The 25,069-nt window shown below is 58.2% G+C and carries 27 protein-coding genes, 2 pseudogenes and 1 riboswitch; of the genes and pseudogenes, 14 read left to right on the top strand and 15 right to left on the bottom strand.

From position 1 onward, the window contains the following. Positions 1-124 precede the first annotated feature (124 nt). The gene (locus PSH76_RS08000) at positions 125-367 is read right to left on the bottom strand and encodes a hypothetical protein (RefSeq protein ID WP_305493862.1); all 243 of its coding nucleotides are present in this window, start codon (positions 365-367) and stop codon (positions 125-127) included. Between the two features lie 32 nt (positions 368-399). After that, entirely contained in the window at positions 400-942 is a 543-nt protein-coding gene (locus PSH76_RS08005; RefSeq protein WP_305493863.1) for a GNAT family N-acetyltransferase, read from the bottom strand. 160 nt (positions 943-1,102) lie between these two features. On the opposite strand from PSH76_RS08005, the gene PSH76_RS08010 reads away from it, so the two are divergent. Then, positions 1,103-1,336: a hypothetical protein gene (locus PSH76_RS08010; RefSeq protein WP_020302473.1), complete on the top strand. Its 234-nt coding sequence runs from the start codon at positions 1,103-1,105 to the stop codon at positions 1,334-1,336. A gap of 6 nt (positions 1,337-1,342) precedes the next feature. Here the strand turns inward: PSH76_RS08010 and PSH76_RS08015 are convergent, their stop codons facing one another. Continuing rightward, positions 1,343-1,837, bottom strand: a complete 495-nt coding sequence (locus PSH76_RS08015; protein ID WP_305493864.1) for a GNAT family N-acetyltransferase — start codon at positions 1,835-1,837, stop codon at positions 1,343-1,345. A gap of 118 nt (positions 1,838-1,955) precedes the next feature. Between PSH76_RS08015 and PSH76_RS08020 the strand changes: the two genes are divergently transcribed. From PSH76_RS08020 to PSH76_RS08035, 5 genes and pseudogenes are all read left to right on the top strand, one after another. After that, positions 1,956-2,471 carry a GNAT family N-acetyltransferase gene (locus PSH76_RS08020; RefSeq protein WP_305493865.1) on the top strand — a complete coding sequence of 172 codons (516 nt, stop codon included), beginning with the start codon at positions 1,956-1,958 and terminating at the stop codon, positions 2,469-2,471. 430 nt (positions 2,472-2,901) lie between these two features. Next, a complete protein-coding gene (locus tag PSH76_RS08025) occupies positions 2,902-3,795 on the top strand; it encodes a hypothetical protein (protein ID WP_305493866.1) in 894 nt (297 codons plus the stop codon). Between the two features lie 170 nt (positions 3,796-3,965). Continuing rightward, positions 3,966-4,595 (top strand): annotated as a pseudogene (locus tag PSH76_RS30720) (PAS domain-containing protein); the annotation flags it as partial. Between the two features lie 186 nt (positions 4,596-4,781). Beyond that, positions 4,782-5,147: pseudogene (locus tag PSH76_RS30725) on the top strand (methyl-accepting chemotaxis protein); the annotation flags it as partial. Positions 5,148-5,327: 180 nt separating this feature from the next. Then, positions 5,328-6,365 (top strand): GGDEF domain-containing protein, encoded by a 1,038-nt coding sequence (locus tag PSH76_RS08035; RefSeq protein WP_305493868.1) that lies wholly within the window; start codon positions 5,328-5,330, stop codon positions 6,363-6,365. Positions 6,366-6,660: 295 nt separating this feature from the next. Here PSH76_RS08035 and PSH76_RS08040 read toward each other — a convergent pair whose 3' ends face one another. Beyond that, the gene (locus PSH76_RS08040; protein WP_032896105.1) at positions 6,661-7,236 is read right to left on the bottom strand and encodes a hypothetical protein; all 576 of its coding nucleotides are present in this window, start codon (positions 7,234-7,236) and stop codon (positions 6,661-6,663) included. A 268-nt stretch (positions 7,237-7,504) separates the two neighbouring features. After that, on the bottom strand, positions 7,505-7,738 hold the full coding sequence (locus PSH76_RS08045) for a DUF6124 family protein (protein ID WP_305493869.1): 234 nt from the start codon (positions 7,736-7,738) through the stop codon (positions 7,505-7,507). 443 nt (positions 7,739-8,181) lie between these two features. Between PSH76_RS08045 and PSH76_RS08050 the strand changes: the two genes are divergently transcribed. Beyond that, positions 8,182-8,628 (top strand): GNAT family N-acetyltransferase, encoded by a 447-nt coding sequence (locus tag PSH76_RS08050; protein WP_032896107.1) that lies wholly within the window; start codon positions 8,182-8,184, stop codon positions 8,626-8,628. On the opposite strand, the gene PSH76_RS08055 is transcribed toward PSH76_RS08050, so the two are convergent. After that, positions 8,601-9,008 carry a GFA family protein gene (locus PSH76_RS08055; RefSeq protein WP_084571033.1) on the bottom strand — a complete coding sequence of 136 codons (408 nt, stop codon included), beginning with the start codon at positions 9,006-9,008 and terminating at the stop codon, positions 8,601-8,603. The genes PSH76_RS08050 and PSH76_RS08055 overlap by 28 nt on opposite strands. Positions 9,009-9,166: 158 nt before the next feature. Further along, a complete protein-coding gene (locus tag PSH76_RS08060; protein ID WP_050499484.1) occupies positions 9,167-10,114 on the bottom strand; it encodes a LysR family transcriptional regulator in 948 nt (315 codons plus the stop codon). 237 nt (positions 10,115-10,351) lie between these two features. Between PSH76_RS08060 and PSH76_RS08065 the strand changes: the two genes are divergently transcribed. The 3 genes from PSH76_RS08065 to PSH76_RS08075 all read left to right on the top strand — a co-directional run bounded on the left by PSH76_RS08065 (position 10,352) and on the right by PSH76_RS08075 (position 12,341). Further along, complete coding sequence (locus PSH76_RS08065; RefSeq protein WP_032896108.1) at positions 10,352-10,777, top strand: ester cyclase; 426 nt, start codon at positions 10,352-10,354, stop codon at positions 10,775-10,777. A gap of 376 nt (positions 10,778-11,153) precedes the next feature. Beyond that, complete coding sequence (locus PSH76_RS08070) at positions 11,154-11,756, top strand: hypothetical protein (RefSeq protein WP_032896109.1); 603 nt, start codon at positions 11,154-11,156, stop codon at positions 11,754-11,756. A 63-nt stretch (positions 11,757-11,819) separates the two neighbouring features. After that, the gene (locus PSH76_RS08075; protein ID WP_032896111.1) at positions 11,820-12,341 is read left to right on the top strand and encodes a DUF2846 domain-containing protein; all 522 of its coding nucleotides are present in this window, start codon (positions 11,820-11,822) and stop codon (positions 12,339-12,341) included. A gap of 87 nt (positions 12,342-12,428) precedes the next feature. On the opposite strand, the gene PSH76_RS08080 is transcribed toward PSH76_RS08075, so the two are convergent. The 3 genes from PSH76_RS08080 to PSH76_RS08090 are packed head-to-tail and all read right to left on the bottom strand — an operon-like array spanning position 12,429 to position 16,487. After that, positions 12,429-14,657 (bottom strand): GMC oxidoreductase, encoded by a 2,229-nt coding sequence (locus PSH76_RS08080; protein ID WP_305493870.1) that lies wholly within the window; start codon positions 14,655-14,657, stop codon positions 12,429-12,431. Next, positions 14,654-15,145, bottom strand: a complete 492-nt coding sequence (locus PSH76_RS08085) for a sorbitol dehydrogenase (RefSeq protein WP_186606726.1) — start codon at positions 15,143-15,145, stop codon at positions 14,654-14,656. The genes PSH76_RS08080 and PSH76_RS08085 overlap by 4 nt, the downstream gene beginning before the upstream one ends. A gap of 4 nt (positions 15,146-15,149) precedes the next feature. Next, positions 15,150-16,487, bottom strand: coding sequence for a cytochrome C (locus PSH76_RS08090; protein WP_305493871.1), 1,338 nt, complete (start codon positions 16,485-16,487; stop codon positions 15,150-15,152). A 324-nt stretch (positions 16,488-16,811) separates the two neighbouring features. Here PSH76_RS08090 and PSH76_RS08095 point away from each other — a divergent pair, with 324 nt between their 5' ends. After that, a complete protein-coding gene (locus PSH76_RS08095; protein ID WP_305493872.1) occupies positions 16,812-17,378 on the top strand; it encodes a nucleotidyltransferase family protein in 567 nt (188 codons plus the stop codon). An 89-nt stretch (positions 17,379-17,467) separates the two neighbouring features. Here the strand turns inward: PSH76_RS08095 and chrA are convergent, their stop codons facing one another. Further along, positions 17,468-18,667, bottom strand: coding sequence for a chromate efflux transporter (chrA, locus tag PSH76_RS08100; protein WP_305494444.1), 1,200 nt, complete (start codon positions 18,665-18,667; stop codon positions 17,468-17,470). 190 nt (positions 18,668-18,857) lie between these two features. Between chrA and PSH76_RS08105 the strand changes: the two genes are divergently transcribed. The 3 genes from PSH76_RS08105 to PSH76_RS08115 are packed head-to-tail and all read left to right on the top strand — an operon-like array spanning position 18,858 to position 20,708. Then, positions 18,858-19,298, top strand: coding sequence for a TspO/MBR family protein (locus PSH76_RS08105; RefSeq protein WP_032896119.1), 441 nt, complete (start codon positions 18,858-18,860; stop codon positions 19,296-19,298). Continuing rightward, a complete protein-coding gene (locus PSH76_RS08110) occupies positions 19,298-20,227 on the top strand; it encodes an alpha/beta hydrolase fold domain-containing protein (RefSeq protein ID WP_305493873.1) in 930 nt (309 codons plus the stop codon). Before PSH76_RS08105 ends, PSH76_RS08110 begins: the two co-directional genes overlap by 1 nt. Further along, entirely contained in the window at positions 20,217-20,708 is a 492-nt protein-coding gene (locus tag PSH76_RS08115; RefSeq protein WP_305493874.1) for a GNAT family N-acetyltransferase, read from the top strand. Before PSH76_RS08110 ends, PSH76_RS08115 begins: the two co-directional genes overlap by 11 nt. A gap of 104 nt (positions 20,709-20,812) precedes the next feature. On the opposite strand, the gene PSH76_RS08120 is transcribed toward PSH76_RS08115, so the two are convergent. The 4 genes from PSH76_RS08120 to PSH76_RS08135 all read right to left on the bottom strand — a co-directional run bounded on the left by PSH76_RS08120 (position 20,813) and on the right by PSH76_RS08135 (position 24,944). Next, positions 20,813-21,577: an ABC transporter ATP-binding protein gene (locus PSH76_RS08120; protein ID WP_098950832.1), complete on the bottom strand. Its 765-nt coding sequence runs from the start codon at positions 21,575-21,577 to the stop codon at positions 20,813-20,815. Beyond that, positions 21,574-22,578 (bottom strand): iron ABC transporter permease, encoded by a 1,005-nt coding sequence (locus PSH76_RS08125; RefSeq protein WP_305493875.1) that lies wholly within the window; start codon positions 22,576-22,578, stop codon positions 21,574-21,576. Before PSH76_RS08125 ends, PSH76_RS08120 begins: the two co-directional genes overlap by 4 nt. Further along, positions 22,575-23,585, bottom strand: coding sequence for an ABC transporter substrate-binding protein (locus tag PSH76_RS08130; protein ID WP_305493876.1), 1,011 nt, complete (start codon positions 23,583-23,585; stop codon positions 22,575-22,577). The genes PSH76_RS08125 and PSH76_RS08130 overlap by 4 nt, the downstream gene beginning before the upstream one ends. Before the next feature lie 114 nt (positions 23,586-23,699). Continuing rightward, positions 23,700-23,893: riboswitch (cobalamin riboswitch) on the bottom strand. A gap of 121 nt (positions 23,894-24,014) precedes the next feature. Beyond that, positions 24,015-24,944 carry a DNA/RNA non-specific endonuclease gene (locus PSH76_RS08135; protein ID WP_305493877.1) on the bottom strand — a complete coding sequence of 310 codons (930 nt, stop codon included), beginning with the start codon at positions 24,942-24,944 and terminating at the stop codon, positions 24,015-24,017. Positions 24,945-25,069 lie beyond the last annotated feature (125 nt).

Genomic DNA, 25,069 nt, shown 5'->3' on the forward strand with positions numbered 1-25,069 from the left:
GTTTAACGGGGCGCCTGAGATCAAAAGCAGATCAAGAGCAAGATCAAGAGCGGCTCGCTTCGCATCGTGGTGACCGTTGAACGCTACAGAGTCGAGTAGATACCTATGCTGATCAGAGCGGGCGCTATTGAAGCGACGGACGCAACCGTTGCCACTCATTCCAGCAATCCTCGGCAACGATATCCGGGTAACCCCGCTCTTGTTCCATCGCCAGCGCAGTTGAGAAGGTTACCGCAATGCAAGTAGCTTGGTCGCGGATATCGCACACTTCGACTTCGCTGAGAGGGGCGCCTTTTTTCGATTCGGCGGCTGTCAGCAAGGCTGCCAGGGAGGGTACGAAAACCAGGCAGAGGGGCTCGGTAGACATCAGCTTATTCCTGAGTGGAGTGGGTGGTGCGCTTATTGTTCAGGGTTAATCAACGACCTCAACGTATGGTCCTCCCAAACGCCAGCAATTTTCAGATAGGCTCGCGCATGTCCTTCCTTCTCAAACCCCAGCGACTCCAGAAGGCGTTCACTTCGCACATTGCGAGGCAAATGATTGGCCATGATCCGATGAAGACCCAACTGCTCAAAGCAGTGTTGATTAGTGACCTGAAGCGTTCTTTTCATCAGGCCGCGACCCTGGGCAGATTCCGCCAGCGAGAAGCCAAGATGACAGGCCTGAAAAACGCCCCTCACAATGTTCGTGTAGTTACACCGCGCTAGAACTTCTCCGCTTTCGGATTCAAGCAAGAGGAAACATAGCGCGTTGCCAGCTTGCATATTGTTGACCTGCTGCTCCACCCTGGCCTTGGCGTTGCCAATGGTGAAATATTCCTCATCCCTGAGCGGCTCCCAAGGTTGCAGATGCCTGCGGTTGACCCGTTCGTAACGGCTGACTCTCTCGAAATCGTCGCAGGACAATAGCCGAAGGCAGTAGCCCTCAACGCAATACTCCATTAACCCCTCCAGATTTACCAATGGCCCCATATGACTGCGTAGCCGCAAAGAATAGCGCCGCTATGCGTAAAGCGACCCCTTTCAAGGCAAACAGGTCTACCATGCCAGCCCCGGCAGTGGTTTCACTCGCTCCCGAACTCCATTTTTCAAGGTAGCGATAATGTCCATCGACCAGATCTCCCTCCCCAAAGGCGTCGGCCCCCACGCCGCCAAGCTGCTTGACGCTATTACTGGCGCCTCCACCCATGAAGAACTCAACCGAGCCGGCGGTAAAGCCGAGGGTTTTGTGCTGGGGTTGGAGGCCACCAAGGCGATCAAAAGCCAAATTGCAGAGTCGTTGTATGTGGCGTATGACGACGCGGCGAGCAATCGGGCTAGTGAACTGAAGGGCTAGTGCACGTCAGCCCATGGTTCCGGAATGAGCGCTAATCGCCGGAACAGGCTGACGAACATAATAATTGTCGAATTCACTGCTTTCGATGAACTGAAAGCCATGGCGGGTATAAAAGCGATTCGAAGCGCTTTCTTTGAGAGCCCCCACTTTAATAGGCAGCGCAGCCGCATCCGCCTCTTTGAAAATCTGCGTAAGAACAGCAGACCCCACCCCTGACCCTTGTGCGCTCGGCCTTACATACAAATGGTCGAGCAAGAGTTCATTGGGGTGATGTTTGACCACTACGAAACCCACCCGCTCTCCAGATGCCTCGATATAGCGTGTGTCGCGAGCTTCAAAGCCGCCAACAAACCGCTCCCGCGCCCGGGCTGGATCAAATCGCCCAACACGCTCCAGGCTTTCGCGCATGGCCTCGATTCGAATGGCTACCAGATTATCCAAGTCGCTTTGTTGAACCGGGACCAAAATGATCGGGGAATTTTGATTGGGTGCGACGGGCATATTGGGTGCTCCAACTACCATCTTTGGGGCTCAGTATAGAGAGCCTGATACTGATGAAGCGACCCGCATGATATGTTCACGGCATACATGGAGTAACGGACCCAGGAAGGAAATGGCCATGCCAGTGGACACCCACCCAATCCGCATTCTCTCGCAACGCCTGAGCATCGAGCCCTTCTGCGAGCAGGACGCTGTTGAGTCTTTCGCTTGTATCACACCGTCTTTGACTCGCTACATGTCCTGGGAACCGCCTGCCTCGCTGGAAGAGTACGCGCAAGTCTGGGGGCGGTGGCTGCCTGCGATAGCGGATCGCAGCGACATTGTGTTTACGGTCAGGGAGCGGGTAGGTGCTCGTTTTATCGGCTTGGTCGGGCTGCACCATACCGGCAGTGAAACGCCGGAGTTGGGGATCTGGATCCGTGAAGATAAACACGGGCTGGGGTTTGGTGGTGAAGCGGTGCAGGCGGTTGTTCAGTGGGCTAGCCAGTGGGTGGTGGCAAAGCACTTCATTTACCCTGTTGCGACGCAGAACCGTGCGAGTCGACGTATTGCTGAAGCTCTGGGGGGAGTCGTCATCGAAAGGCGGACGGCGGAAAAATATGATTCGGTTGTGTATCAGATACCGGGGGGTTAGCTCTAGGCATCGGGTTTGCGATTGCTGGCCTGCACGAACGGCAGAAATCGGCCATTAGCGGACGTTGAACTACGTCCGCTGAACCCCAAACCTGAATATCGGCTTGGCTCAGATTCAAATTCAGATTGAGCAAATCCGCCTCTCACCCAACCGCTCTACCAACCTGATGGATCGTGGCGAGCATCATGATGCAAGGGCGGGAATTATAGTGACGCGGTGATGGCTGCTATTGGTCGAAGAGATTCATGCACGCAGCTCACCTTTAGGCCGGTGGGCATCGATCAGACACGCTCGGGTGAGCTGCGATCGAAGCGCGTCAGGTCATAAAACATTTTTGGGGTGAACCTGCCAGCGGTTCGAATACGCATATACTGTGCGTATTGCGAATGGTAGCAGTTTGATATTGCCGGCTAAAGGTTGTGTAACTTCGATGAACAAGACTGATCTGCTTGAGTATTTGAAAGAGACCAGTTCGGAAATGACCCGAGACAATATAGATGAAGCTGTTCTGCTGCATTTCGATTTGGTCATGGAAAGCTATCGAGAAAAGCCTTCATTTTATAAAAATTTGTTGAAATATGACCGATTCATGGTTGCCCTGTCTTTATTGAGCTTCAGCTACAAAGACGAGAAAGTTCCTTTATCCAGAGTAAAGGCATTCTGCTACGAACGTGGCTATATGTCTCGAAATAGCCTGGATTCTTATTGTTCATTTTTGTCCATTGCCGGATATCTGGATGTTCGGTTACATGTGCAGGACGGGCGTCAACGTAGTTTCCGACCTACGGAAAAAGCGCTAAGCAATACCGTGCAGCTAATCAAATCTTATTTGCTGCCTTCGCAGATGATCTCTCCATACGACAGTGGGTTATCGGTTGTGGGGAAGAATGTTGATCTATTGCGCGTATTTTTTCGAGGGTTTGCCAAGATACTTGAAGGGGACTTCCTGCTCGACAAGCTGTTGCCTGAAGCGAAATGGATTCTCAATCGGGACGGCGGTCATCTGCCGATGCTCGCACTCTATGCCGATGCCCTGCGCACCGGCTCGTTAGAGACCGGCTACAACGTATCCTCTTACGTGGAGCTTTCAACGCGTCTGGGCGTGTCCAAAACACACATGCAGCGCATGATCAAAGAAGGCCAGTTACAGGGCTATTTCAAATGCGACAAACGTTTGGTGGGGTTGAGTCCGGCCTTTCTCGAATTGATGCGGCGGGCCATGTCAATCTACTTTGCAATTGCCCGTGTCAGCATGGAGTTGGGAGTTGATGAGAGCGAAGTAGGAAACGAGCCTGGCGGTATTCGCTGTGTGTGTGAGCGTTAGCGCGAGTTCGCTTGTTATTTTGGGGAGCGATTTAATCACTAAGCAATGTCCTTTTTGTTGTAATTTTTATGCCGGAGTTCAGCGTGTTTAATCGCCAGTTGAAGAATGCTCTTTTTACCTGCCAAGAGCAATTGTGCCTGGCGCTCGGGACAGTCGCCGACGTCGAAGCAATGTTTCTTTCAGTACGTGTCGATGGAGCTGGCCGGATTATCTCGGCCAACCAGCGGTTTGCGCAAACGCTGGGATACTCGCTGGAACAGCTTTCAAAAATGGTAATGAGTAACATCAACGCGCAACCGCAGAATGATTTTGCACCCAACCTGTGCGCCATCGAACGGCAACGCTATCGTGCCTCCGACGGCCGTGCTGTGACACTCAATATAGGCTGGATCGCTGCAGCGAACCGGACGTTTCAAGGCTACGGCATGGTTGCACCTGCGCTGGCGCGGGACGAACAGGAGATTATCGAAATGTTCAGCGCACTGAACCGCTCGATGGCGATGATCCAGTTCAGTCTCGCGGGTGAGGTCGTCTACGCCAACGAATCGTTCGTCCAAGCGATGGGTTACAGCCTTGCGGAGATACAGGGCAAGCATCACCGTCTGTTCTGCCTGGCGGAGGACGTGGCGTCGGCGCATTACGACGAATTCTGGAGGAGTCTGAACAAGGGCGTGTTTAACGCTGGTCGCTTTCGCCGGGTAGATAAAAGCGGAAAAGTGGTTTGGCTGGAGGCCACTTACAATCCCATCAGAGACGCTTCCGGTCGGGTTTATAAAATTGCCAAATTCGCCAGCGTAGTGACCGAGCAAGTTGAAAAAGCCGACGGAATCAAACAAGCAGCGACCATGGCTTACGACGTGTCGCTAGATACCGATGTGAAAGCTAACCGAGGGATGGAACTGGTCGCCGACTCCGTGCTCGGCACACAGAATATTTCCCAACAGATGGCCTTGGTGACCGACAGCATGACCGCGCTTGAATCGCAGTCGCAGTTGATCGCTTCAATCGTCGACACGATCGGCGCCATTGCCACCCAGACAAATCTCTTGGCGCTTAACGCCGCTATCGAAGCTGCACGCGCTGGAGTGCATGGACGAGGATTCGCTGTCGTGGCGGATGAAGTGCGCAAGCTCGCCGGCCGTACCAGTGCGGCCACCCAGGAGATTAACGGTGTGGTCAGGCAAAATCGAGAATTGGCCGGCGAAGCCGCGTTGCATGTCCAGTGCAGCAGAGACCAAGCCAACGTTTTATTGGAACTGTCCGAACAGGCAGGTATGGCGATGGCAGCTATCCAGTCAGGCGCAAAGCAAGTAGTGAAAGCCATTGGTAGAGTCACCAGCGATCTGCATTGAACGCTTTATCTGCGTCGCGGTAACGCCTCCTCCTTTGGTGAAAGCAATATGGAAGTTTTTGCGTACGGTTTTTCCGATTGATAACAGGAATTTGGATGCCAAAGCACACTTAATTCATTGATTAGGTATTGCCCAGACGTTGACATCACATTCAGGCCGTTTCGGAAAAGGAGTTTAGGGATGCCGGCGACTTTCAAAATCAGACCAAGAATGCGAACACTGCTATCACCAGCGGTAACCAAGATTGAAATGGCGGGAATTGTTTCCTGGCTTTGTGTGTTGCTGATTGAGCCTGCGACAACGTTAAATCTGTTAAATATGTTGGTTACAGCATCGTTGTTGGTTATTTGGTACGTTCATCGCGTAGTTGCTGATTTTCGCATATGGAGAATGCTCGGTGGCGTGTATATATTGATTTTGTCACTCGGCTTTGCGCATGTGATTGACACCAATGTGCAGCTGCGCGTCTTTACGCTGCCCCTAGCTGTGATCATCGTGGTAAGCAGTGCTATCTTATTCGTCACGGTTCAGGACTATCTTCTCTCTACATTGCTGGTCTGGATACTGATGTGGCCCAATTTGGACGTTGGCTTTTACCGGGAACTGGAAGTTTATCTGGTCATTTTTTGCGTTGCTTCCATGTCCATAGGGTTTACTCTCAGCTTTACCTATCTAAGAAACATGCGCTCAGTGTTGTTGGTCGAAAGTGAATTCAGGACATTGGCGGAGACAGATTTTCTCACCTCCTTACTTAATCGACGGGCCTTTATGGGGTTCTTCCAAAATGCATTGGCAGAAGGCCGCAGCGGCTACTTTATAATGTTGGACATTGACGAATTTAAATTAAAAAACGATCAGTACGGTCACGATGTCGGTGACAAGATTTTGTGTGCCATGGCCGCGTGCCTGAAATCCACCCCTGGCAGCCACAGTGTCGGGCGGATTGGAGGTGAGGAATTCGGTGTCTTGTTGTTGGGCGAAGATGATGCGGTTGCTCATGAGTACGCATTGCGCCTGCTGGGCAACATCCGTTGCAGTGTATTGCCTCCGCATCAGTTCACTTGCAGCGCGGGCGTCGCGCAGTTCCGAGCGACATCGGACATGTCCGCAGTGCTCAAATGCGCCGACAGCAATATGTATAAAGCGAAGCATGATGGTAAGGATCGGGTGTTTCAGGATGGAAAGCAGGTCAAACCGCTACGTCCTGTAACTACGTAATTAAGGTTTGACTGGAGGACGTCTGTGAAAATCGTTTTCGAAGAAATCGAATCTCCCCCTTGCTGCTTGCTTACTCTGGGCACCTTCACTTTAATGTTCCAGAACCGCTCAGAGGCTGAAAGCTTTCTCAAGCTCCTGATGGGGGCGCAGACATCGTTTAGCCCCAATCGCTGAACGTCTGCTTCTGGCCGATTGCTGCCCTTCGTGGAGGGCAGGTTAGCGTCGGATGCTCTCCTTTGCCACGTAGCATTCGATCACCGCCCAACCCAGTATGTGACGGTGATCGTCGCAATCGTTATTCCTTCTCCAGCTCTGCAATACCTCTCACCGGATAGATCACTTCATGGGTGTCCAGATTTCGAATCTCGGATTCGATAGTAATGGTCGAGACCTGACGCCCCGGGGGCCCATTGATGTCGTCGCGGGTGGTGAAGTCCACGACATATCGCTGGCCTGCGCGGAATTCCACATCGCGAGCAACGAAGCCGCACTTGGCGCCACCGGTACCCAAGGCATTCATCGATACCCAACACCAGCTCAAGGAGTGTTTGCCTGGGGTCAAGCGCAGTGCCTGCTTGCCGGAAACGTCAAGGATTGAGCGCCGCCCGGAACCCTCTAGTAGTTGGTCGTCCACATGCGTGGCCAGCAGCAATCGATGGAATTTTACTCCCAATCCGCGAAAACGGGTGGTGGCGAAATACACCACTGGCGCATTGGCCGCGTTATTGGACAGGTCATATGGCGTCATCAACTCCGGTGCCCAATCGCCTTGGTAATCCTTGTAGTGGTAGTTGGAACAAGCGGTTGTGAGACCGGCAATCAGCAGAACAGCTGGGAGTTTGAGATACGACAGAAATGACGACGAGCGCATTATTCTTCCTTGTTTAACGAGTTGGTTAGGATACCGCATCGCGAAGCCAGCTAGTACTTGAGCGGATTAGCACACTCATCGCCCATCAGTTTCGAGCCAGCGAAAGTACAAGCGCACTTTTAAAGCAGTCGTCGCTCTCGTCATCGCAGAGGGCTTTGTGCTGAGGCTGAATCCACCAAAGCCATCAAGCGCCAAATCGTCGAGTCGTTGTATGTGGCTTACAACGACGCGACGAGATCATCGATCTAATGAATTGAAGAGCTGATCATCAGCCAGGGCAGGGCGCTTCGCGGTCCAGGAGTCTGGCGGTGAGGAGTACGCCCAGTTCGCTCAGTTGGTGGATGGCCAGGGCGATGTCGCGGTGTTTGCCGTTGAGGTCTTCGGACAGGTCGAGCAGCAGGGTGCTGACGCTGGTGAAGGTTTCGTAGTTGTTGGTGATGAGGGTTTCGTTGCTGGCGTTGGGGGCGACGGTGAAGAGGGTGGTTGAATCTGCTTTTAACATGAGTAGACATCCTGAGTGATGCCAGCACCTCGCTGCTACTAAACAGTGGGTGGCAGCTGTACGCAGGTTAGTAGACCGGTGGATATCTAAAGCCGGCGCGCCCGAAGACGCCCTACGCACAGCCACCATCGAGCACAGACGCACTGTCTGATTGGTGACGCTCATGCACTTATAGATACCCAAATTCAGGCTACTAAACCCGAATCACTGAACAATTCAGCGACTGAGCCACCTTAGAGACGGCCACCTCAGCGCACAAGCCGGCGGATTCTGACGCAGGCGTAGGCAATGGAGCAAGGTGCGGCAGGGGAATCGGATTTTGCCTTCAGGCACTGCGTGATCGTTTGGGGTTTTCGTGAGCAAGCTCGCTCCTACAGGAGTGTTCATCACCTCAAACGAGATTGTTAGCATTGAACGCGTTTCATATTGGAGGCAGGGATGGAATGAAACGATATGAGGTTCAACCAATCACATACCTTCCGCGCCAGATACAGGCGCTGGAAAAGGAAGCCGTTGGGGAGGGTTTCAGGTTTCTCACTCGTCTGATTAACGAATGGCACTCTGGAGCAAACCGCTTTGATGCACCCGGCGAGTGTCTGATGGCGGCCTATTTGAATCAGCAACTGATCGGCATTGGCGGTCTTTCAGTTGATCCCTATGCTGACAATAATGTGGCCAGACTGCGGCGGGTGTATGTCGCAGCTTCCTCAAGGGGGCAACACGTCGGGCAGGCGCTGGTAAAGGCGCTTGTTGAACGTGCCGCTCTCAGGTTTCAGGTCGTGCGTCTTTTCACGGATACGGCTCAAGGAAGCGCCTTTTATGAGCGCTGTGGCTTCAAGCGAACAGATGATGCCCAGGCGACTCATATCATGCAGCTTGGCGGTTTCTGAGGCGGGTAGCTGCACCAGTGGACTGCGGAGTCGAGATGAACGTGTTTTTGCTTTTCAGCTATGAAGGGCGTATCGAGCGTGCCCAGCGCTATCGACACCCAGTCGGCAAATTCCCCTTGAGACCGTGACCAGAACAATGTCGAGCCGCAGTGCGTGCAAAATTCGCGCAACACTGCCTCTGAGGATGCATAGGTTTTGATGCTGTTGGCGCCGGAAAGTAGGCGTAGTGCGTTACGGGGAACACTGCCGTAAGACGCGAATGCGGCCCCGTGACTTTTGCGGCACTGGCGGCAATGGCAATGGCTCACTGATTTGGGCGTGGCGGATAGCTCGTAAGTGACGGCTGCGCATAAGCAGCTTCCTAGGTACACCTCTTTCATACGCTTTCCAGTCATGCGAAAAGCGTTAGCCTAACCGTCCCACGCTAGCCAGTCGACTGACAACTTCTGGTCGAAAGCAATCACCGCTCTCGTTAGCCGGCTATTGGCTTTAAGGGCAAACTGAATATTCAACTGATTTCAACAGGCTCGGCGGATTGTTAGCTAGTGTTCTCCCGTTTGTGCGCGCGGTGCATGACTTCTCTTAGTGCATCCAATAGAGCCGATGCAGCAGGTGATAATGTAGCGTCTCTTAATCGTGAAACACCGATTTGCTCAAGAATGAGAGGTTCGAAAGCGGGGAGGCGAACTAGCTCATTACTGTGCGCGGGGTCAGAAATAATTGATTGAGGTAATATGCCAAGAAGATCGGTTTGTTTTAATAACCAAAGTATATTGAAGAATGAGGCTGTTTCTATCGTTGCATGGGGTGGTTCAATTCCCTTTTGATGAAAGACACTATCGAACTGCTTGCGTAAAGTCGTTTCTATTGGCGGCAGAATCCATGCTTGGCGCGCGAGCTCTTCCAGTTTAACCCCAGGTTGCTGAGCAAGAGCGTGGTCGCGGCGCGCAACGATGATGGCGTTTTCGCTGAAGAGCGCCTCCTGAGTAACAACGACGCTTGAGCTGACATCAGAAAGTCTTCCAATCAAGAAGTCCAACTCGCCTGAGATAAGCCGAGGTACCAGTTCTGCGCTCACACCCTCGACAATTTTGATGCGGATGCTTGGTCGGCTTGCCTGGAGTCGCGCGATGGCGGCAGGCACAAGATAACTTGACCCCGTTAACACGCTTCCTATGGCAACACGCCCGGCATGCCCTTTTCCCAGCGCGTCGATCGCTTGGGATACATGATCCAGCTGGGCAAGGATCATCCGGCTGCGCTGCACAAAGTCCCGGCCAAGCTCTGTAGGTGTGACCCCCCTGCGATTGCGAGTGTAGAGCTGAGCCTCTACCGCCTCCTCCAGATCTTGTAGCAGTTTGCTCGCTGTAGGTTGTGAGAGGTGCAGCGAGCGTGCGGCGTGCAAAATGCTGCCATATTCAAACAATGCAATCGCCAAGCGGAAGTGCCTCACTGTCGCCCACTTTTCCAACCGTTCCAGACTCATGTGGTATTCCTATCGCCGATATCACATGCACTATATTATAGATTTACGAATATCAGAACCTCTTTTAGACTGTGCTTGACCGCTGGGTTGTTCCCATTAAACACATGTGAAGTGTGCGAGAGAGTCCTGTCCGTATTGATGGGTTTTCACAGGATATGACTTCTTTTAAGTGGGGCAGTCTTTTATAAGGTGGTTGTAATGGTTGCATATTATCAATGCAAGAGGAGTAAGTTGCGTATGAACTTAAAAAATCTAGAGACGGTAAAAAATTATTTTAAGCACTGTGTGGATGGTAAGGATGTTGAGCGGGTTTCTGAGTATTTCGATGTCGATGTAGTCGTGCATCGGCCGGACTGCGATGCCCCGATAGGTGGGTTGGAAAATTTCAAGCGAGCCTTGAGCGCAAATGTAGTTGAGCGATATGAGACAATTAAAACTTCCTTCAGCAAGGAAGTTGTTACAGATGACGTTGTTGTCGTTGCGTTGACACACTGTGCAACGGGCTCCAATACATGGCACGGTTTTAACGTAGAAGGCAAGAGCTTGACGTGGACGGCCTTGACATATTTTCGGTTCAACAAGGAGGGTAAGGTGATCGAGGAGATCGTTGAACGGAACGAACTGTTTATGGCAAAACAACTTGGAATCATCAGCTACGGGTAACAATCAGGTAATTCTCACCTAGGCTCTCTAAAAGCCAACTCGCCGAGGCGTTATACGTGGTTTATGACGACGCGGTGAGTTATCGAAATATTGAATGAAGGGCTGATCATCAGCCAGGGCAGGGCGCTTCGCGGTCCAGGAGCCTGGCGGTGAGGAAGGGGAATCGGATTTTGCCTTCAGGCGCTGCGTGATCGTTTGAGTTTTTCGCGAGCAAGCTCGCTCCTACAGGAGTGGGTCAAGAGTGGGTTGTTATCAAGGGGCGGGTAGCTGGACAATAGATGCCGACGAGCCAGCAACGAAGCATCAGATGTGCGAACTTTTGGTTCGCTTGGCTGGGCTCTACGAACTGCAAGATTACTGATCGGAAAAAAGACCAATGCTAGGGAAAGTCAGCAGTAAACATCTCGTCTGGGCCGCGATCGCACTTTGCGCGACGCTTCTGTCCGGGTGCGCTACGTCACGCTACGACGGCAAGCACGCACCGGACCCAAGTAAGGCGATCATCGTGGGTTCGGTTGGTGAGAGCTTTCCGATGATGCAGCCCCATGGGCTGGTGGTTGAGATCAAGCAACAGGGAGCCCCCGGCACCGCATTACGGCTGACCACGCTGGGCAACGAAGACGATCAGCCATCCCCCTCTGTGCTGGGCCATTACTTCATGTATGAAGTGCCGCCGGGTGAGTATGAGTACACGCAGTGGCATTACGTGTATTACGCGGGCAAGTCGATGCCGCGCCCGGTGCCTGCGGTTTTCTCGGTGAAGGCCGGGGAAACTCTCTATATCGGTGATCTGCGCGTCGATGCCCTGCGCTTTTGCCTGTCCAACGTGAACAATGCCGAGGACACGGTGCAGGCGCTCAAGCGCAAGTACCCGATGCTCAAGGACCGGAACATCGTGAATCTGACGCCGAAGAGCGGTTTTGCGCCTTGGCCGAGTTCTGATGCCACTGACTTCGGTAAAGGGTTGTGCACGATCTGAAGCCGGTACCGGTGACAGTCATCAAACCCGACGCCCATTGATCCACGTTCAAGGAATTCATGCATGAAGCGCTCTACGCTACTCTGGGCCAGCCTGTTCGCAGGCCTGGTCTCACTGACCGGTTGCATCAGCGGTCCGGACCTCAAAGGCCAACCGTTCTTCACGTCACCGGCTGAACCTCGTGCGGATGAGGCCACGGTTTACTTTTATCGCACGGCGGCGAGCATCGGTAGCGGGGTCGCCCCGACTATTCAGGTCGATGGCCGTACTGTCGGCAGCTTGCCTTCCGGTAGTTTTTTCAAGGCCGGCATTCCCGCCGGCAAACACAGCGTCGCCTCCACGTCGCCACCGATCATCAGCGGCATGGTTAACCAGCGTTTCGATATCACCGTCGAGAATGGGAAGGTGTATTACATCGCCGACCAACTCAGCACCTCTGACTACAAGGATGGGCAGACCTTGGGTGAAGTCGACGGCCGTCGTTTCAGCGGGACAATGTTTTACTCGCGCTACGCGCTTGTGCCTGCCGAGGAAGCGCTGCGTTCTATCAAGTGGTGCCAGGAGTTGCCGGCAACCGCACGGTAACCACGCGTCCAACTTCATCAAAAGCCAACTTGCCGACAGAAAACAACCCCACAATACCGCGGCATTGTGGGGTTGCTACGCCAGCGCCTACACCGCCCCGAAACGCACCTCCACTGACAGGCTGCCCTGGTTATCGCTCAGGCCAGCCCCGTAACGCCCGGCCAGGTCGTCATTGATGCACAACTGCAACTCCCCCTGCTGGCCACGCGGCAATTGCGCCTGGTTGCCCACCAGGAACGGCGCGCCGCTGGTGCCGATACGCCCGATCAACGCGCCTTCCGGTTGACCGGGCAGGGTATAGCCGGGCTTGGCGGTCAGGCCTGGGTGGCCTGCCGCGCCGACCATCCCGGTGCCCGGGTTGGCCGTCCACTGCCCACCGGTGCACACCGCCAGTTGCCAGCTCTGTCCGTTGACCTGCACGCCTGTGCCCTGCCAGGGGTCTCTGGCCTGCACCTGCACGGTACGCTTGAGCAGGTCGCTGGCGACCACGTCGGCGGCCTGAAAAGTCAGCGCGGTGATGGTCAAGGTCGGGTTGGCGGTGCCGGTGGAGGGGAACACGCCGTCGCCGACCAGGAACAGGTTGGGGTGGTCCCAGCTGCGCTGGTCTTTGTCCACCACCGACTTGTTGCGGTCCGAGCCCATGCGGTAGGTGCCCATCAGGTGGCCAGCGCCGTAGAAGGCGTAGTTCTGGTGATCGTAGTTGAACACCGTTTGCGAGCCGAGCGTGGGGTCGAGCGTGGGGTTCAGGTTGGTCAGCTCGGTGGCACCCATCAGTTTGGTGATGATATGAGTGGCGGCCAGGCGCGCCTGCTTGAAGCCCTCCTTGGTGTAGTCGGACAGTTCGTAGGCGATCTGTGGCCGAGGCAGGCCCAAGCCGTCGGTGAAATGCTTGCTACTCTCCACCCGGCACAGCGCTTCGTCGGGCTCTTTCTCCACCTGCTCAATCAAGAAGCCCAGGCGGAATTGGCGGGTCAGCACGCTGTTGAGCTGCTGCACCAGCGCCACGCCGGACAACGCCTTTTTACCAGGGTTGGCGCCGCCTTCGTTGGTGCCGTCGATGAAGTCGCATACGGCAGCGTACGGATCATTCGCCGACCAATTCCAGCCCTCGTTGCCGATCTCGATACGCCAGGCGGCACGCGTGCTGCGGAACGCACCATCGCGCATGTCCTCGATCCCCGAGGTGGACAATGGCCCACGGAACGGGAACACCGGCTTGCCTTCAGGCATCAGGCCCCAGGCCAGGTACACCGGATGGTCGGCCAGCGACTTGCCGACCTGGCCGCTGCTATTGGCCACGCCGTTGGGGCTGTGCGGGCCGATGGAGTTAAGCAGCAGCTTCGGCGTTTCGATCGCGTGGGCGGCGATCACGTAGCGCTTACCCTGAGCCGTGCCGTTCTGGCGGGTGCCATCGTTCTGGTACTGGATGAAATCGATCCCCGCGACCCCATTGGCATCGACCTGCACCTGGCTCGCCACACATTGATAGAGGATACGCACGTTGCCGGTATCCAGCGCCTTGGCCATGGTCACGGTGGCGTCATACTTGGCCTGGATCGGGCAGATCGGCGTGCAGCTGGTGTTGCCGGCGCATACCCGGCGGCCGTTGTCGTTCTGCGAGTTACGCCCGGCTGGCGTTTGCCGCACGTTGAGGGTGAAGCCCTGGTACTGCTTGTCATTGATGGCCTTGCCCACGCCCTGGTCGACCAACGATGGAGGAATGCCGTGCATGCTGTATTGGTAGCCCTGGGGGAAGGTCACGCCCAGGTAAGTCTGCGACGCCACATCGGCGGAAACGCACATCTCTTCCTCGGCGCGGCAGTAGGCGCTCTGCAGGTCGTCGTAGCTGATCGGCCAGTCGACCCCAACCTTGTACACACTCTGCATACGAAAATCGTTGGGCAACAGGCGCAGGGCCGTGCCCATCCAGTGCCACATGGTACCGCCGCCTACCCGCTCGTAGGTGCTGGCGAACAGTTGCGGCCCGTTCTGTACCAGATAGCTCTTCTGCACCTTGTCCTTGTCGTGGCTGCCGGCGGTGATCAAGTCCTGGATAGTCGCTCGCGGTGCGAACTGTTTGGCCGGGGTCTGCTCACTCTGCTCCGGTGGGTAGGGCGACTCGGGCGCCTTGAGCACGGCCGTGTAGAAACGCTCCAGGTACTCGCTGCGGTTAGGCGGTATCGCCGGGCCCGACTCGAGCACCAGCACTTTCAAGCCGGCCAGGCCCAACTGATAGGCCATGACGCTACCAGCCATGCCGGCGCCCACGACGATTACATCGGCGGTTTCAATGTTCTGGGTGTTTAGAGTGCTCATGGCTGCTGCCCTTCCTTGGCGTCGACACCGGTGAATTGCTTGAGGGTCGGTGGTTGCTCGGCCCAGTAGCCGAAGTGGTACTCGCTGTAGCCCATGGGGTGGGATTGGGCGATCTTCCACGCCCAGCTTTCCTTGTAAGCCTGGTCGGAGACCACACGGATGTCACCCTTGTGGGCGGTGCCCTGGTCATAAGGTTGGTACCAGCTGCCCAGCAGCCACAGCTTCATGATCGAGCGGGCGCCCTGGGCGATTTGCGGGTCTGAGTTGCCGAGCACGGTGCTGGCGATTTGCTCAGGCGGTTGGCTCTTGATGCTGGCGTACAGCCCCAGCAGGTTGTTCAACGCTGCGGTACCCATGCCTTGCTGGGCTGTGGCCAAGAACAGCGGCGGCAGTTTGATCGGGTCGAGGGAGGGCGCCAGCAGTTTGGCTGACAGGCCAGTGAGCACGGCGGACAGGTCGACGAAGTCTTGCAGGTTCGGGTCGCTCATGGCATCACTCCTTGGCACCGGTGGATTGGGCACGTTCAAGCAGAAAGGTGAAATCGGCGAAGCTGGTGCGCGGTGACTGGGTCACCCGGGTGGTCGCGTTGTTGTGGCACTCCATGCAACTGGATGAAGCCTGCGGCGTAGTGCCCTGGTTGTAGGTTTCCAGCGTGGCGTTGGCCAGAAAGTTCGGCGCAGGCGTACCCAGCGGGTTGGTTGGCGACGGTGCCTGGCAGTCATCGGCGGGGGCGGTTGGCCATTGGGTACTGATCAACTGGTAGTTGGCCCACACCGTGCCCTTGAGCGCGCCTTGCCATTGCGCATTGAGCTGGTGGGTCGCGGCGGTGAGCGGTATTTCTCGCACGATCTGCGAAGGTGTGGCTTTCTTCGACGGGTCCCACGGTTGCGCGGGCGGCTCGTTCACCGGGAGGTTGCTGGCCTGGGCGTCGTAGAACAGGTAGGGCCCCTTGCGTTCGTTCATCGGCGTGGTCTTTTCCGGCACGTTGCGCACGTGCTCGAAGCTGGACCACACCCACTGCGGCGCATTTTTGGTCTTGTGCACGATATGCAGGCCGACCAACCCGACCTTCTGCGCGCTGCACGACTCGGGGATCACCGCGCCTGTGTTCGGGTCGGTATTGCCAGGGGTGTAGACCAGGGCGTCGACGGCGTGGAATTCCTGCGGGTTGTCGTTGCCGCCGAGTACCTTCCAGGCCGACTTGACCATGATCGCGCCGACCTGCTTGTCCTTCACGCCGCAGGAGAAGGCGATGCGGTTGTCGGCCTTGCTCAGGAACGCTTGCTGGCCTTCCTTGCTATAGAGGCCATTGTTGACGATGTTGTCGAACATTGGCTGGTTGACCATGATCGCGTTGCGCGTGTAAGTGCCGCTCTGATCCACCAGTGGGCCGGTCTTGAACGGCTGGATGGTCTCGTCGAGCACACCGGCGACCTTGCCCATCTGCTGCAGCACGGGCAGGTCTCCCTTGCCTTGGCAGGCCGGGGGCAGCGGCGCCTTCTGGTTCCAGGCGACAGGCTTCTGGCCTTGGGGCAGGAAAATCTCGTAGCTCTCCTTCCACGACTCCCAAACCGTCTGCCCCGGCGCGCCGATCTGCGCCGAGGTGTTGGCGCTGCCGTCGGCGTTGGCGGGCCAGTTCAGGGCGACGAAGGTCTGCCACGACAGCACGTCGAAATCGTGTTGCAGGCTATCCAGGGTGATGGGGGAGTTGGCGGTGACGTCGAAGGGGATCGCAGGTGACAGTACCGGCGGGCTGGCCGTATCGGCCATGGCGAGCGCGCTGGTGAAGCTTGCACCCAGGCACGCCAACCGTTTCAAGGTTATTTTCATTATCGTCTCCTCAGCAGATAAAGCGTCGGGACGACGAGGCGTACTGGCCCTTCATGGACCGATAGTTCAGCGTTATCCCTTACGCTAGGCTGAAGGCTAGCCGTTGCGCTAAAACCCTCAGCAATATCCGACTAAAGGTAGGGATAAGCAGTATCGGCGCCCGGCGGCAGATGCACGTGTAGGCAATGGAACAAGGTGCGGCAGGGGAATCGGATTTTGCCTTCAGGCGCTGCGTGATCGTTTGGGTTTTTCGCGAGCAAGCTCGCTCCTACAGAAGTGCCATATTCCGGTGTTATGGTTGGCGCTGACGATGGAGGATTGAACATGACATTGACTGTCGACACCCTGCTTGAATTGGCGATGGCCAATCCGATCAATGCGCAAATCACCGCGCGTCTGCCGGATCTTGGTGTGCAGCAATGCATGCTTACGGCAGGCTGCCTGTTCCAGGCGGTGTGGAATCATCAGGCGAATCTGCCGGCTGATCAGGGCGTGAAGGACTACGACGTTTTTTACTTTGACGAGGACCTGTCTTACGAGGCGGAAGACGCGGTAATTCGTGCGGCGCAGGTGCTATTCCAAGACCTGGGCGTGAACGTGGAGGTCAGGAATCAGGCGCGGGTTCACCTTTGGTACGGCCAGCGGTTTGGCCGGCCCTATCCGCAGTTGCATTCGGCCCGGCAGGGGGTTGATCGGTACCTGGTGGCGGGTACTTGCATTGCGCTGGAGATTGCCTCGGGCGAGGTGTATGCACCTTATGGCTTGGAGGATGTGGAGCAGGGGGTGTTGCGTATCAACCCTTTGCATCCGGAGCCGGAGCTGTTTTTGCACAAGGCCAGGAGTTATCAGGCGCGCTGGCCATGGCTCAAGATTGTAGCCCCAATGCTGTAGGAGCGAGCTTGCTCGCGAAAAACGTCAACGATAACGCGTGCCTTCAGATTAACGCGGCGCCTGTAAGTTTTTCGCGAGCAAGCTCGCTCCTACAAGTTCGGTAACGTGCCGAGTAGGCCGCCACTTATCACTACCAACCAGGGCGGCAGTTTCCACACCATCAACGCCACCAGTGCCAGCAACGCCAGTGCGAGGTCGTAGCCGTTGAAGATCGCGCTGGTCCAGACCGGCCGATACAGCGCTGCCAACAGCAGGCCGACCACCGCCGCATTGACACCGGCCAGCGCCGCCTGGGTACGCGGACTTTTGCGCAGGCTGGCCCAGAAAGGCAGCGCGCCAAAGATCAGCAGAAACGACGGTGCGAAGATCGCCAGCAGGGCGATTGCCCCTCCAAGCCAACCACTCGGGGCGTGGCTCATGGAGGCGCCAAGGAACGCGGCGAAGGTGAACAGCGGGCCCGGCACGGCTTGGGTGGCGCCGTAGCCGGCCAGGAACACGTCGTTGCTCACCCATTGGCTGGGCACCACTTCGGCTTGCAGCAAGGGCAACACCACGTGGCCGCCGCCGAACACCAGTGAGCCGGTGCGGTAGAAGGCGTCTACCAGTGCCAGCGTGGGGTTGGACACCCAGCCGGCGAGGATCGGCAAGCCCATCAGCAACAGCACAAACAGCATCAACCACAAGGCCCCGGCACGGCGGCTGATGGCGATGGGCAGTGCGTCGGGCTCGGCACGGGTCTGGGGCTTGAACAACAGCAGGCCAGCCATGCCAGCGGCGATCATGACCCCGACTTGAGCCCAGGCGGAGGGTGTCAGCAGCACCACGCCTGCGGCAATCAACATCAACGCCATCCGCAAGGCGCCTCGGCACAGGGTACGCGCCATGCCCCACACGGCTTGGGCCACCACGGCTACGGCGACAACTTTGAGGCCATGCAGCGCGCCATTGGGCAGGGCGCCACCGTAATGGGTCAGCCCCACGGCAAACAGAATCAGAGCGATGGCCGACGGCAAGGTGAACCCGGCCCAGGCCGCCACTGCGCCGCTGTAGCCCGCGCGTGACAGGCCCAGGGCGATGCCGACTTGGCTGCTGGCCGGGCCGGGCAGGAATTGGCACAGGGCAACCAGTTCGGCGTAGCTGCGCTCGCTCAGCCACTGGCGCCGAATGACGAAGGCTTCGCGAAAATAGCCCAGGTGCGCGATCGGGCCGCCAAAGGAGGTGAGGCCCAGGCGCAGGAAGATCAGAAATACTGACCAGGGGCTGCTACGGTGATCGGCGATAGGGGGCAAGGGTTGCCTCGGGGCGAGCTGTTCAATCCAGCGCAGATCGATAGGTTTCAGAACCTTAACCATTTTTTATGACGCGTAGAAGAGGCCGCCCGCATGTCATTTTTGCGCCCCACATTGAATTTATGCGCGCTGATTTGAGTCACTGAAAGCAGAGCGTTGTTTTCCACCCACTCGACCTCAAGGACCGACCATGACTTTCTTCATCTTCCTGCTTGCCTGCGCCGCTGCCGCCAGTACCGGGGTGATCTTCAAACCGGGCGCCTGGTACGAATCCCTGGTCAAGCCCAGCTTCACCCCGCCCAATTGGCTGTTCCCGGTGGCCTGGACGATCATCTACCTGCTGCTGGCCTGGGCCGGCTACCGCCTGACCCTGATCCCCGGCAGCGAAATGGTATTGGCCCTGTGGGCGGCGCAGATTGCGTTGAACACGCTGTGGACGCCGGTGTTCTTCGGTGCCCATCGGTTGCTCGCAGGGATGGTGATTATCGTGCTGCTGTGGCTGACCGTGGCAGCGATGGTGCTGCTGGCTGTGCGCCTGGACCTGATTACCGGGCTGATCCTGTTCCCATACCTGGTGTGGCTGTGCGTGGCCGCGGCGTTGAACTTCTCGATCCTGCGTAATAACCGCTGATGGCCTACCAGCACTGGCCCGCCAGCGAGCCCGAACTGGCGCAGATGCGCCGCTTCAATCAGAAACTGGCGTGGACGCCGCGGTTCAAGATCCGCAACCGCGTCACGCCGCGCCTGATCCAGGCACTGCTGCGCGCCAGCCAGACGTTCAAGAAGGCGCCTGTGGTGGAGCTGAAAAAGCTGGGCACGGTGCCCGTGCGCATCCTGCGCCCCAGCGGCAAGCCCAAAGGCGTGGTGCTGGATATCCACGGCGGTGGCTGGGTGATCGGCAATGCGCAAATGGATGACGACTTGAACCTGGGCATGGTGAATGCCTGCGACGTCGCGGTGGTGTCGGTGGATTACCGGCTGGCGGTCGATACGCCGATTGAAGGGCTGCTGGACGACTGCCTGGTGGCGGCGCGTTGGCTGTTGGCCGACTGCCCGGAGTTTGCCGGCCTGCCGGTGATTTTTGTCGGTGAGTCGGCCGGTGGGCACTTGGCGGCGGCCACCTTGTTGGCGCTCAAGCCATGGCCCGAGTTGCTGCAACGGGTGAGCGGGGCGGTGCTGTACTACGGCGTTTACGATTTGACCGGCACACCGAGCGTGCGCACGGCCGGGCCGGACACCTTGTTGCTGGACGGGCCGGGCATGGTCGACGCGCTGCGCCTGCTGACCCCGGGGCTCAGCGACGAAGCGCGCCAGCAGCCGCCGTTGTCGCCCTTGTATGGGGATTTTGAAGGGTTGCCGCCTGCGTTGATGTTTGTGGGCGAGTTGGACCCGCTCAAGGATGACACCCTGCTGATTGCCGAGAGATGGGCAGGGGTTGAGGCGCACCTGCTGCCGGAGGCGGCTCATGGGTTTATTCATTTTCCGGTGGCGATGGCCGACAGGGTGTTGGCGTACAGCCGCCAGTGGATAACAGGTCGAATCCTTGGCAATGGGCGTTAGCATTCAGGCGGTAAAAGCCGCTGACATTCCCGAGGTGCTGAGCTTCGCTTTGCAGGCTCGCGATGAGCTGTTTCCAACGCTCAGCACAACCGGAATGCCCCATGATCTGGCGCAGTTCGAAGCCGTTTACCTTCAGGGTGGCGGGCAGTTTTTGATTGCCCGCGCCGACGGCCAAATCGTGGCTGCGGTGGGCTATCGGCCTTATGACGGTCGTTTTCCCCAGTTGGACTACCGGGGCTGCAAGACAGTGGAAGTGGTGCGCCTGTATGTGCGCCCGGCGTTCCGTCGCTTGGGCCTGGCGGGCCGGTTATACCGCTCATTGGAGGCGCTGGCGCGGGAGGCGGGTGTGAAAGTGGTTTACCTGCACACCCATCCGTTTCTGCCGGGGGCGATTGATTTCTGGCGGCGGCAGGGGTTCGAGGTGGTAGATGTCGAGGCAGACCCGATCTGGCAGACCACCCATATGCACCGACTTCTGTAGGAGCGAGCTTGCTCGCGAAAAACGTCAACGATAACGCGTATTTCCTGGATGAACGCGGCGCCTGTGGGTTTTTCGCGAGCAAGCTCGCTCCTACAGGTTCAGTTTCAGTTGGAGCGCAGGCGCAGGATTTTTGCGCCGTCGAACGGGTCCGTCAGGTAATGCCCCTGCACTCCGAATGTCTCTTGTAAACGCTGTGGCGTCAGCACTTCCAGTGGCGTACCCAGCGCCACCAGACGCCCACGATCCAGCACGGCCAGGCGATCACAGGTCAGTGCCTGGTTCAGGTCGTGCAGCGCAATCAAAGTGGTCACCGGCAAGCCTTGCACGCCTTTGAGGATCGCCAGTTGATGCTGGATATCCAGGTGATTGGTCGGCTCATCCAGCAACAAAATCTGCGGGCGCTGCGCCAGGGCGCGGGCGATGTGCACGCGTTGGCGTTCGCCGCCAGAGAGGCTGCGCCAGGCGCGTTGGCTCAGGTGGGTAGCGTCTACGTCGTGCAGCGCCTGGTGCACGATGGCGTCGTCTTCACGCGACCACGGGCTCAACGCCGACAGCCATGGCGTGCGACCCAGGGCCACGGCGTCGAACACACGGATGGCGTCATCGGTGTCGGCCTGTTGCTCCACCACCGCCAGCTGTTGCGCGATGGTGCGGCGCGACAACTCACCCAGCCGCTTGCCACCCAGGCGCACTTCGCCGCTGGCCGGCGGGCGCAAACCGGCGAGCAGTTTGAGCAGGGTGGACTTGCCCGAGCCGTTCGGCCCGACGATGCCCAGGGTTTCGCCCGCCTGCACGTCCAGGTCGATACCGTGCAGCAACTGGGCCTCACGCACCTTGAAACCCAAGCCGCTGCAACTGAGCACGCTCATCGGGCGTTCCTCCGGCCAATCAAAATCAACGCAAATACCGGCGCGCCTACCAGCGCCGTGACCACCCCAACGGGAATCACTTGGCCCTTGATCAGGGTGCGTGAGAGCACATCGGCGGCGATCAGAAACAGCGCGCCGCCCAAGGCACTGGCCGGCAGTAACCGCGAATGCCCGGTGCCGAGCAACAGGCGCGCGGCGTGGGGAATCACCAGCCCGACAAAACCAATGGAGCCGACGATAGACACCATCACCGCCGTGACCAACGCGGCGCAGGCCACCAGCACAAATTGCACGCGGCGCACCGGAATGCCCAGGGAGGCCGCCGAGTCGCTGCCAAAGGTAAACGCATCCAGTGCGCGACGATGCCACAGGCACACCGCCAGCCCTAGCGCCGCCACCGGCACCGCCAGCCACACCGACGGCCAGCGCACGCCGCTGAGGTTACCCAGCAGCCAGAACATAATGCCGCGGGCTTGTTCGGAACTGGCCGACTTGGTGATGAGGAACGCGGTCAGGGCATTGAACAATTGCGAACCGGCGATGCCCGCGAGGATGATCTGCCCGGTGCCGCTGGACGATCCGCTGGCGCGGGCGAGCAGAATCACCAGCGCAAACGCGGCCATGGCGCCGACAAACGCCCCTGCCGACAGCGACACCAGCCCGCCGCCCACACCGATCAGCACGACCAGCACGGCCCCGGTGGAGGCGCCGGCGCTGATACCCAACAGGTACGGGTCTGCCAGCGGGTTACGCAGCAACGATTGCAAGATCACCCCGCAGGTCGCCAGCCCGGCACCGCAGGCTGCGGCCACCAGCGTACGGGTCAGGCGGTAGTTCCACACCACGCCTTCATCGATCGGGTCCAGCGCGTAGCCCGCGGCCCAGAGCTTATTGGCGAGCACCTGCAGCACCACCTGCGGTTTGATGGCGGTTTCGCCGATGGCCACGCCAGCGAGCAGGGCGAGCAACAGCAGGGCGAGGGCAATGACGGTGCGCATCATTGGCCCAGGTCGTAGCCGTCGATGGCCGTAGCGAGTTGTTCAAGGCCGTCGAACGTGCGCAGGCTGGCCTGCAGTGCCAGGGCGTCGAGGATGATGATGCGGTTGTGTTTCACCGCGTCCATGTTGCGGGTGACGGGGTCGCTGCGCAGGAAGGCGAGTTTTTTCTCGTGGTCGTCGGCGGGGTAGCGGCGACGGTCCATGCGTGCAATCACCAGGAAGGTGGGGTTGGCCTTGGCGATGGTTTCCCAGCCGACGGCGGGCCATTCTTCATCGGACTGCACCACGTTGTGCAGGCCCAGGGTTTGCAGCATGAATTGCGGCACGCCTTTATGGCCGGCCACATAAGGGTCGCTGGCCATTTCGGCGCTGGAGAACCACACCAGTGCGCTGGCCTGCTTCAAACCTTTGCCCTGGGCGGTGGCGATGGATGTGGCCAGGCGCGCCTTGAGCTCATCGTTCAACTGTTGGCCGCGCGCCTGCACGTCGAAAATCTGCGCAAGCTGCTGGATGCTCTGGTAAATCGTCTCGATGCGAAACGGTTGCAACCGCGTGCCGTCGGCGCCGACCAGGTTGTCCTTGGCCTCGCAGTCGGACGGCAGCACGTAGGTGGGGATCTTCAGCTCATGGAATTGCTCACGGGTGCCGACCACGCCTTGCGGGCCCACCACCCATTCCAGTTCGGCGGCCACCAGTTGCGGGCGCTTGGCGATCACCGCTTCAAAGCTTGGCTCGTTGTTGGCCAGGCGCTCGATGCGGTCGTTCTGCGCTTTGTACTGTGGCAACACGTTGTTGAACCACAGCGAGGTGCCTACCACTTTATCGCCCACGCCCAAGGCATAAAGCATCTCGGTGGCGGCCTGGCCGATGCTCACGCTGCGAGCGGGTGCTTGCTGGAAGGTCAGGCTGCTGCCGCAGTTTTCCACGGTCAGCGGGTAGTGGCTTGGCGTGGCGTGGGCCAGGGCGCAGGCACTCAAGCCTGCGAGCAGGGCGGTAACACGTGGCAGCATGGGGCGATCTCCGAGTGAGCCAGGGGTGCAGCTGGGGAGTTACGGCTCGGAAATACGCCCTGGGACGCTACAGGTGCGCAGGGCCAGGATGTCCTTCCCGGACACCCCGCCGGTTAGTGATGTTGCTGGGCCGGCAGGTCTCCTGACTGATGCGTCATCGCCACGCCCCCGCCTTCCCGGACAAGGTCCAGTGGCATTCAGGGGCAGGCTCAGCACCTACAGTTGCGGGGGCAGTTTCGATTGACGCCTGGGCGGCGTTTCGAATTCCCTATTAGTCCCACGTGGGAACCGGCGCCGGTATGGTAAGCGATCACGCCCTGTAGGAGCGAGCTTGCTCGCGAAGAACTTGAGAACATCGCGGGCCATCAGGCGCCCCTGCGTTATCGTTGACGGTCTTCGCGAGCAAGCTCGCTCCTACAGGGGGAGTGGTTAGAGCCGAATGTCTTGGGGGCCGCGGATCAGGGCTTCGATGCGCGTGCCGGTAGCGCGCTCTTCGTTGCTGAAGCCGTCGTAGTCAGCCAATTGGCCGAAGCGAATGCCGGTCAATTGTTCGATCGCAATCACACTGCGTTGGTAGGTCCTGAGCTGGCCGAACACCAGGTCCAATTGGTCCAGCTCGCGGCGCTGGTCAATCATGTAAGCGCTGGCGGACGGTTTGCCGTCGTCGCTGAGGTAGGCCACCACTTTCCAGAACGCCTGGGGGATTTTTACCCCGCGATACACGCGGTCGTTGTCGCTGAACACCGGGCCGCTGAACACCGTGGCCCGGGCTTTCCAGCGCTGGGTGTTGTCGAGGATATAGTCCTCGAGCTCCAGCCAGGTCTTCTGGTTGAAGCCGCTCATCTGTGGCGAGCAGTTGGTGAAGTGGAAGGTGTCGAGGTTGGCCGTGGTCGCCTCGTCGCCCCAGTTGGGGTCCTGGCGGCGCACCAGGTGGCCGCGGTCCAGGCCGTTGCCGGCGTACAGGTCTTCACCGACCTGCGCGTCGGTGGGCAGGCGGCCATCGTAGGCCCAGGAGTCGTTGCTGCGCACAATGTCCACATGCTTGGCGCCGTCGATATTTACCCCCACGTACAGCGCCAGTCGTCGAGAGCGCGACATGGTGATGGAGAAATGCGTGTAGTCCAGGCGCTTGGGTTGCACGTCGCCCGCCAGTGGCTCGCCAACCGTGGGCCATGGCACCACGAAGTCACTGAGGAAATCGTCGACGTAGCCAACGCGGTTTTTGAGGTCCTTGGCCGCTGTGACACGCGGCGTCGCGGCTCTGGCTTCCAGCAGGGTGGGGCTGGGCGCGATCAACGGTCGCAGATCGGCGAGCCTGGGGCGGTGCGACAGGTCGATTTTGACTGTGCGGGCGGGCATGGGCATGTTCCTTATGGGCCTCGGATAAACACCACTGCAACACAAACTCATGACAATTTGGCCCGGGTGGCGATCCCAGGGCTATCCTGAAAAACGTTACCCGGACGTTCATCACACGCCAAAAA

The organism is Pseudomonas sp. FP215, from assembly GCF_030687795.1.
Classification (GTDB): domain Bacteria; phylum Pseudomonadota; class Gammaproteobacteria; order Pseudomonadales; family Pseudomonadaceae; genus Aquipseudomonas; species Aquipseudomonas salmasensis.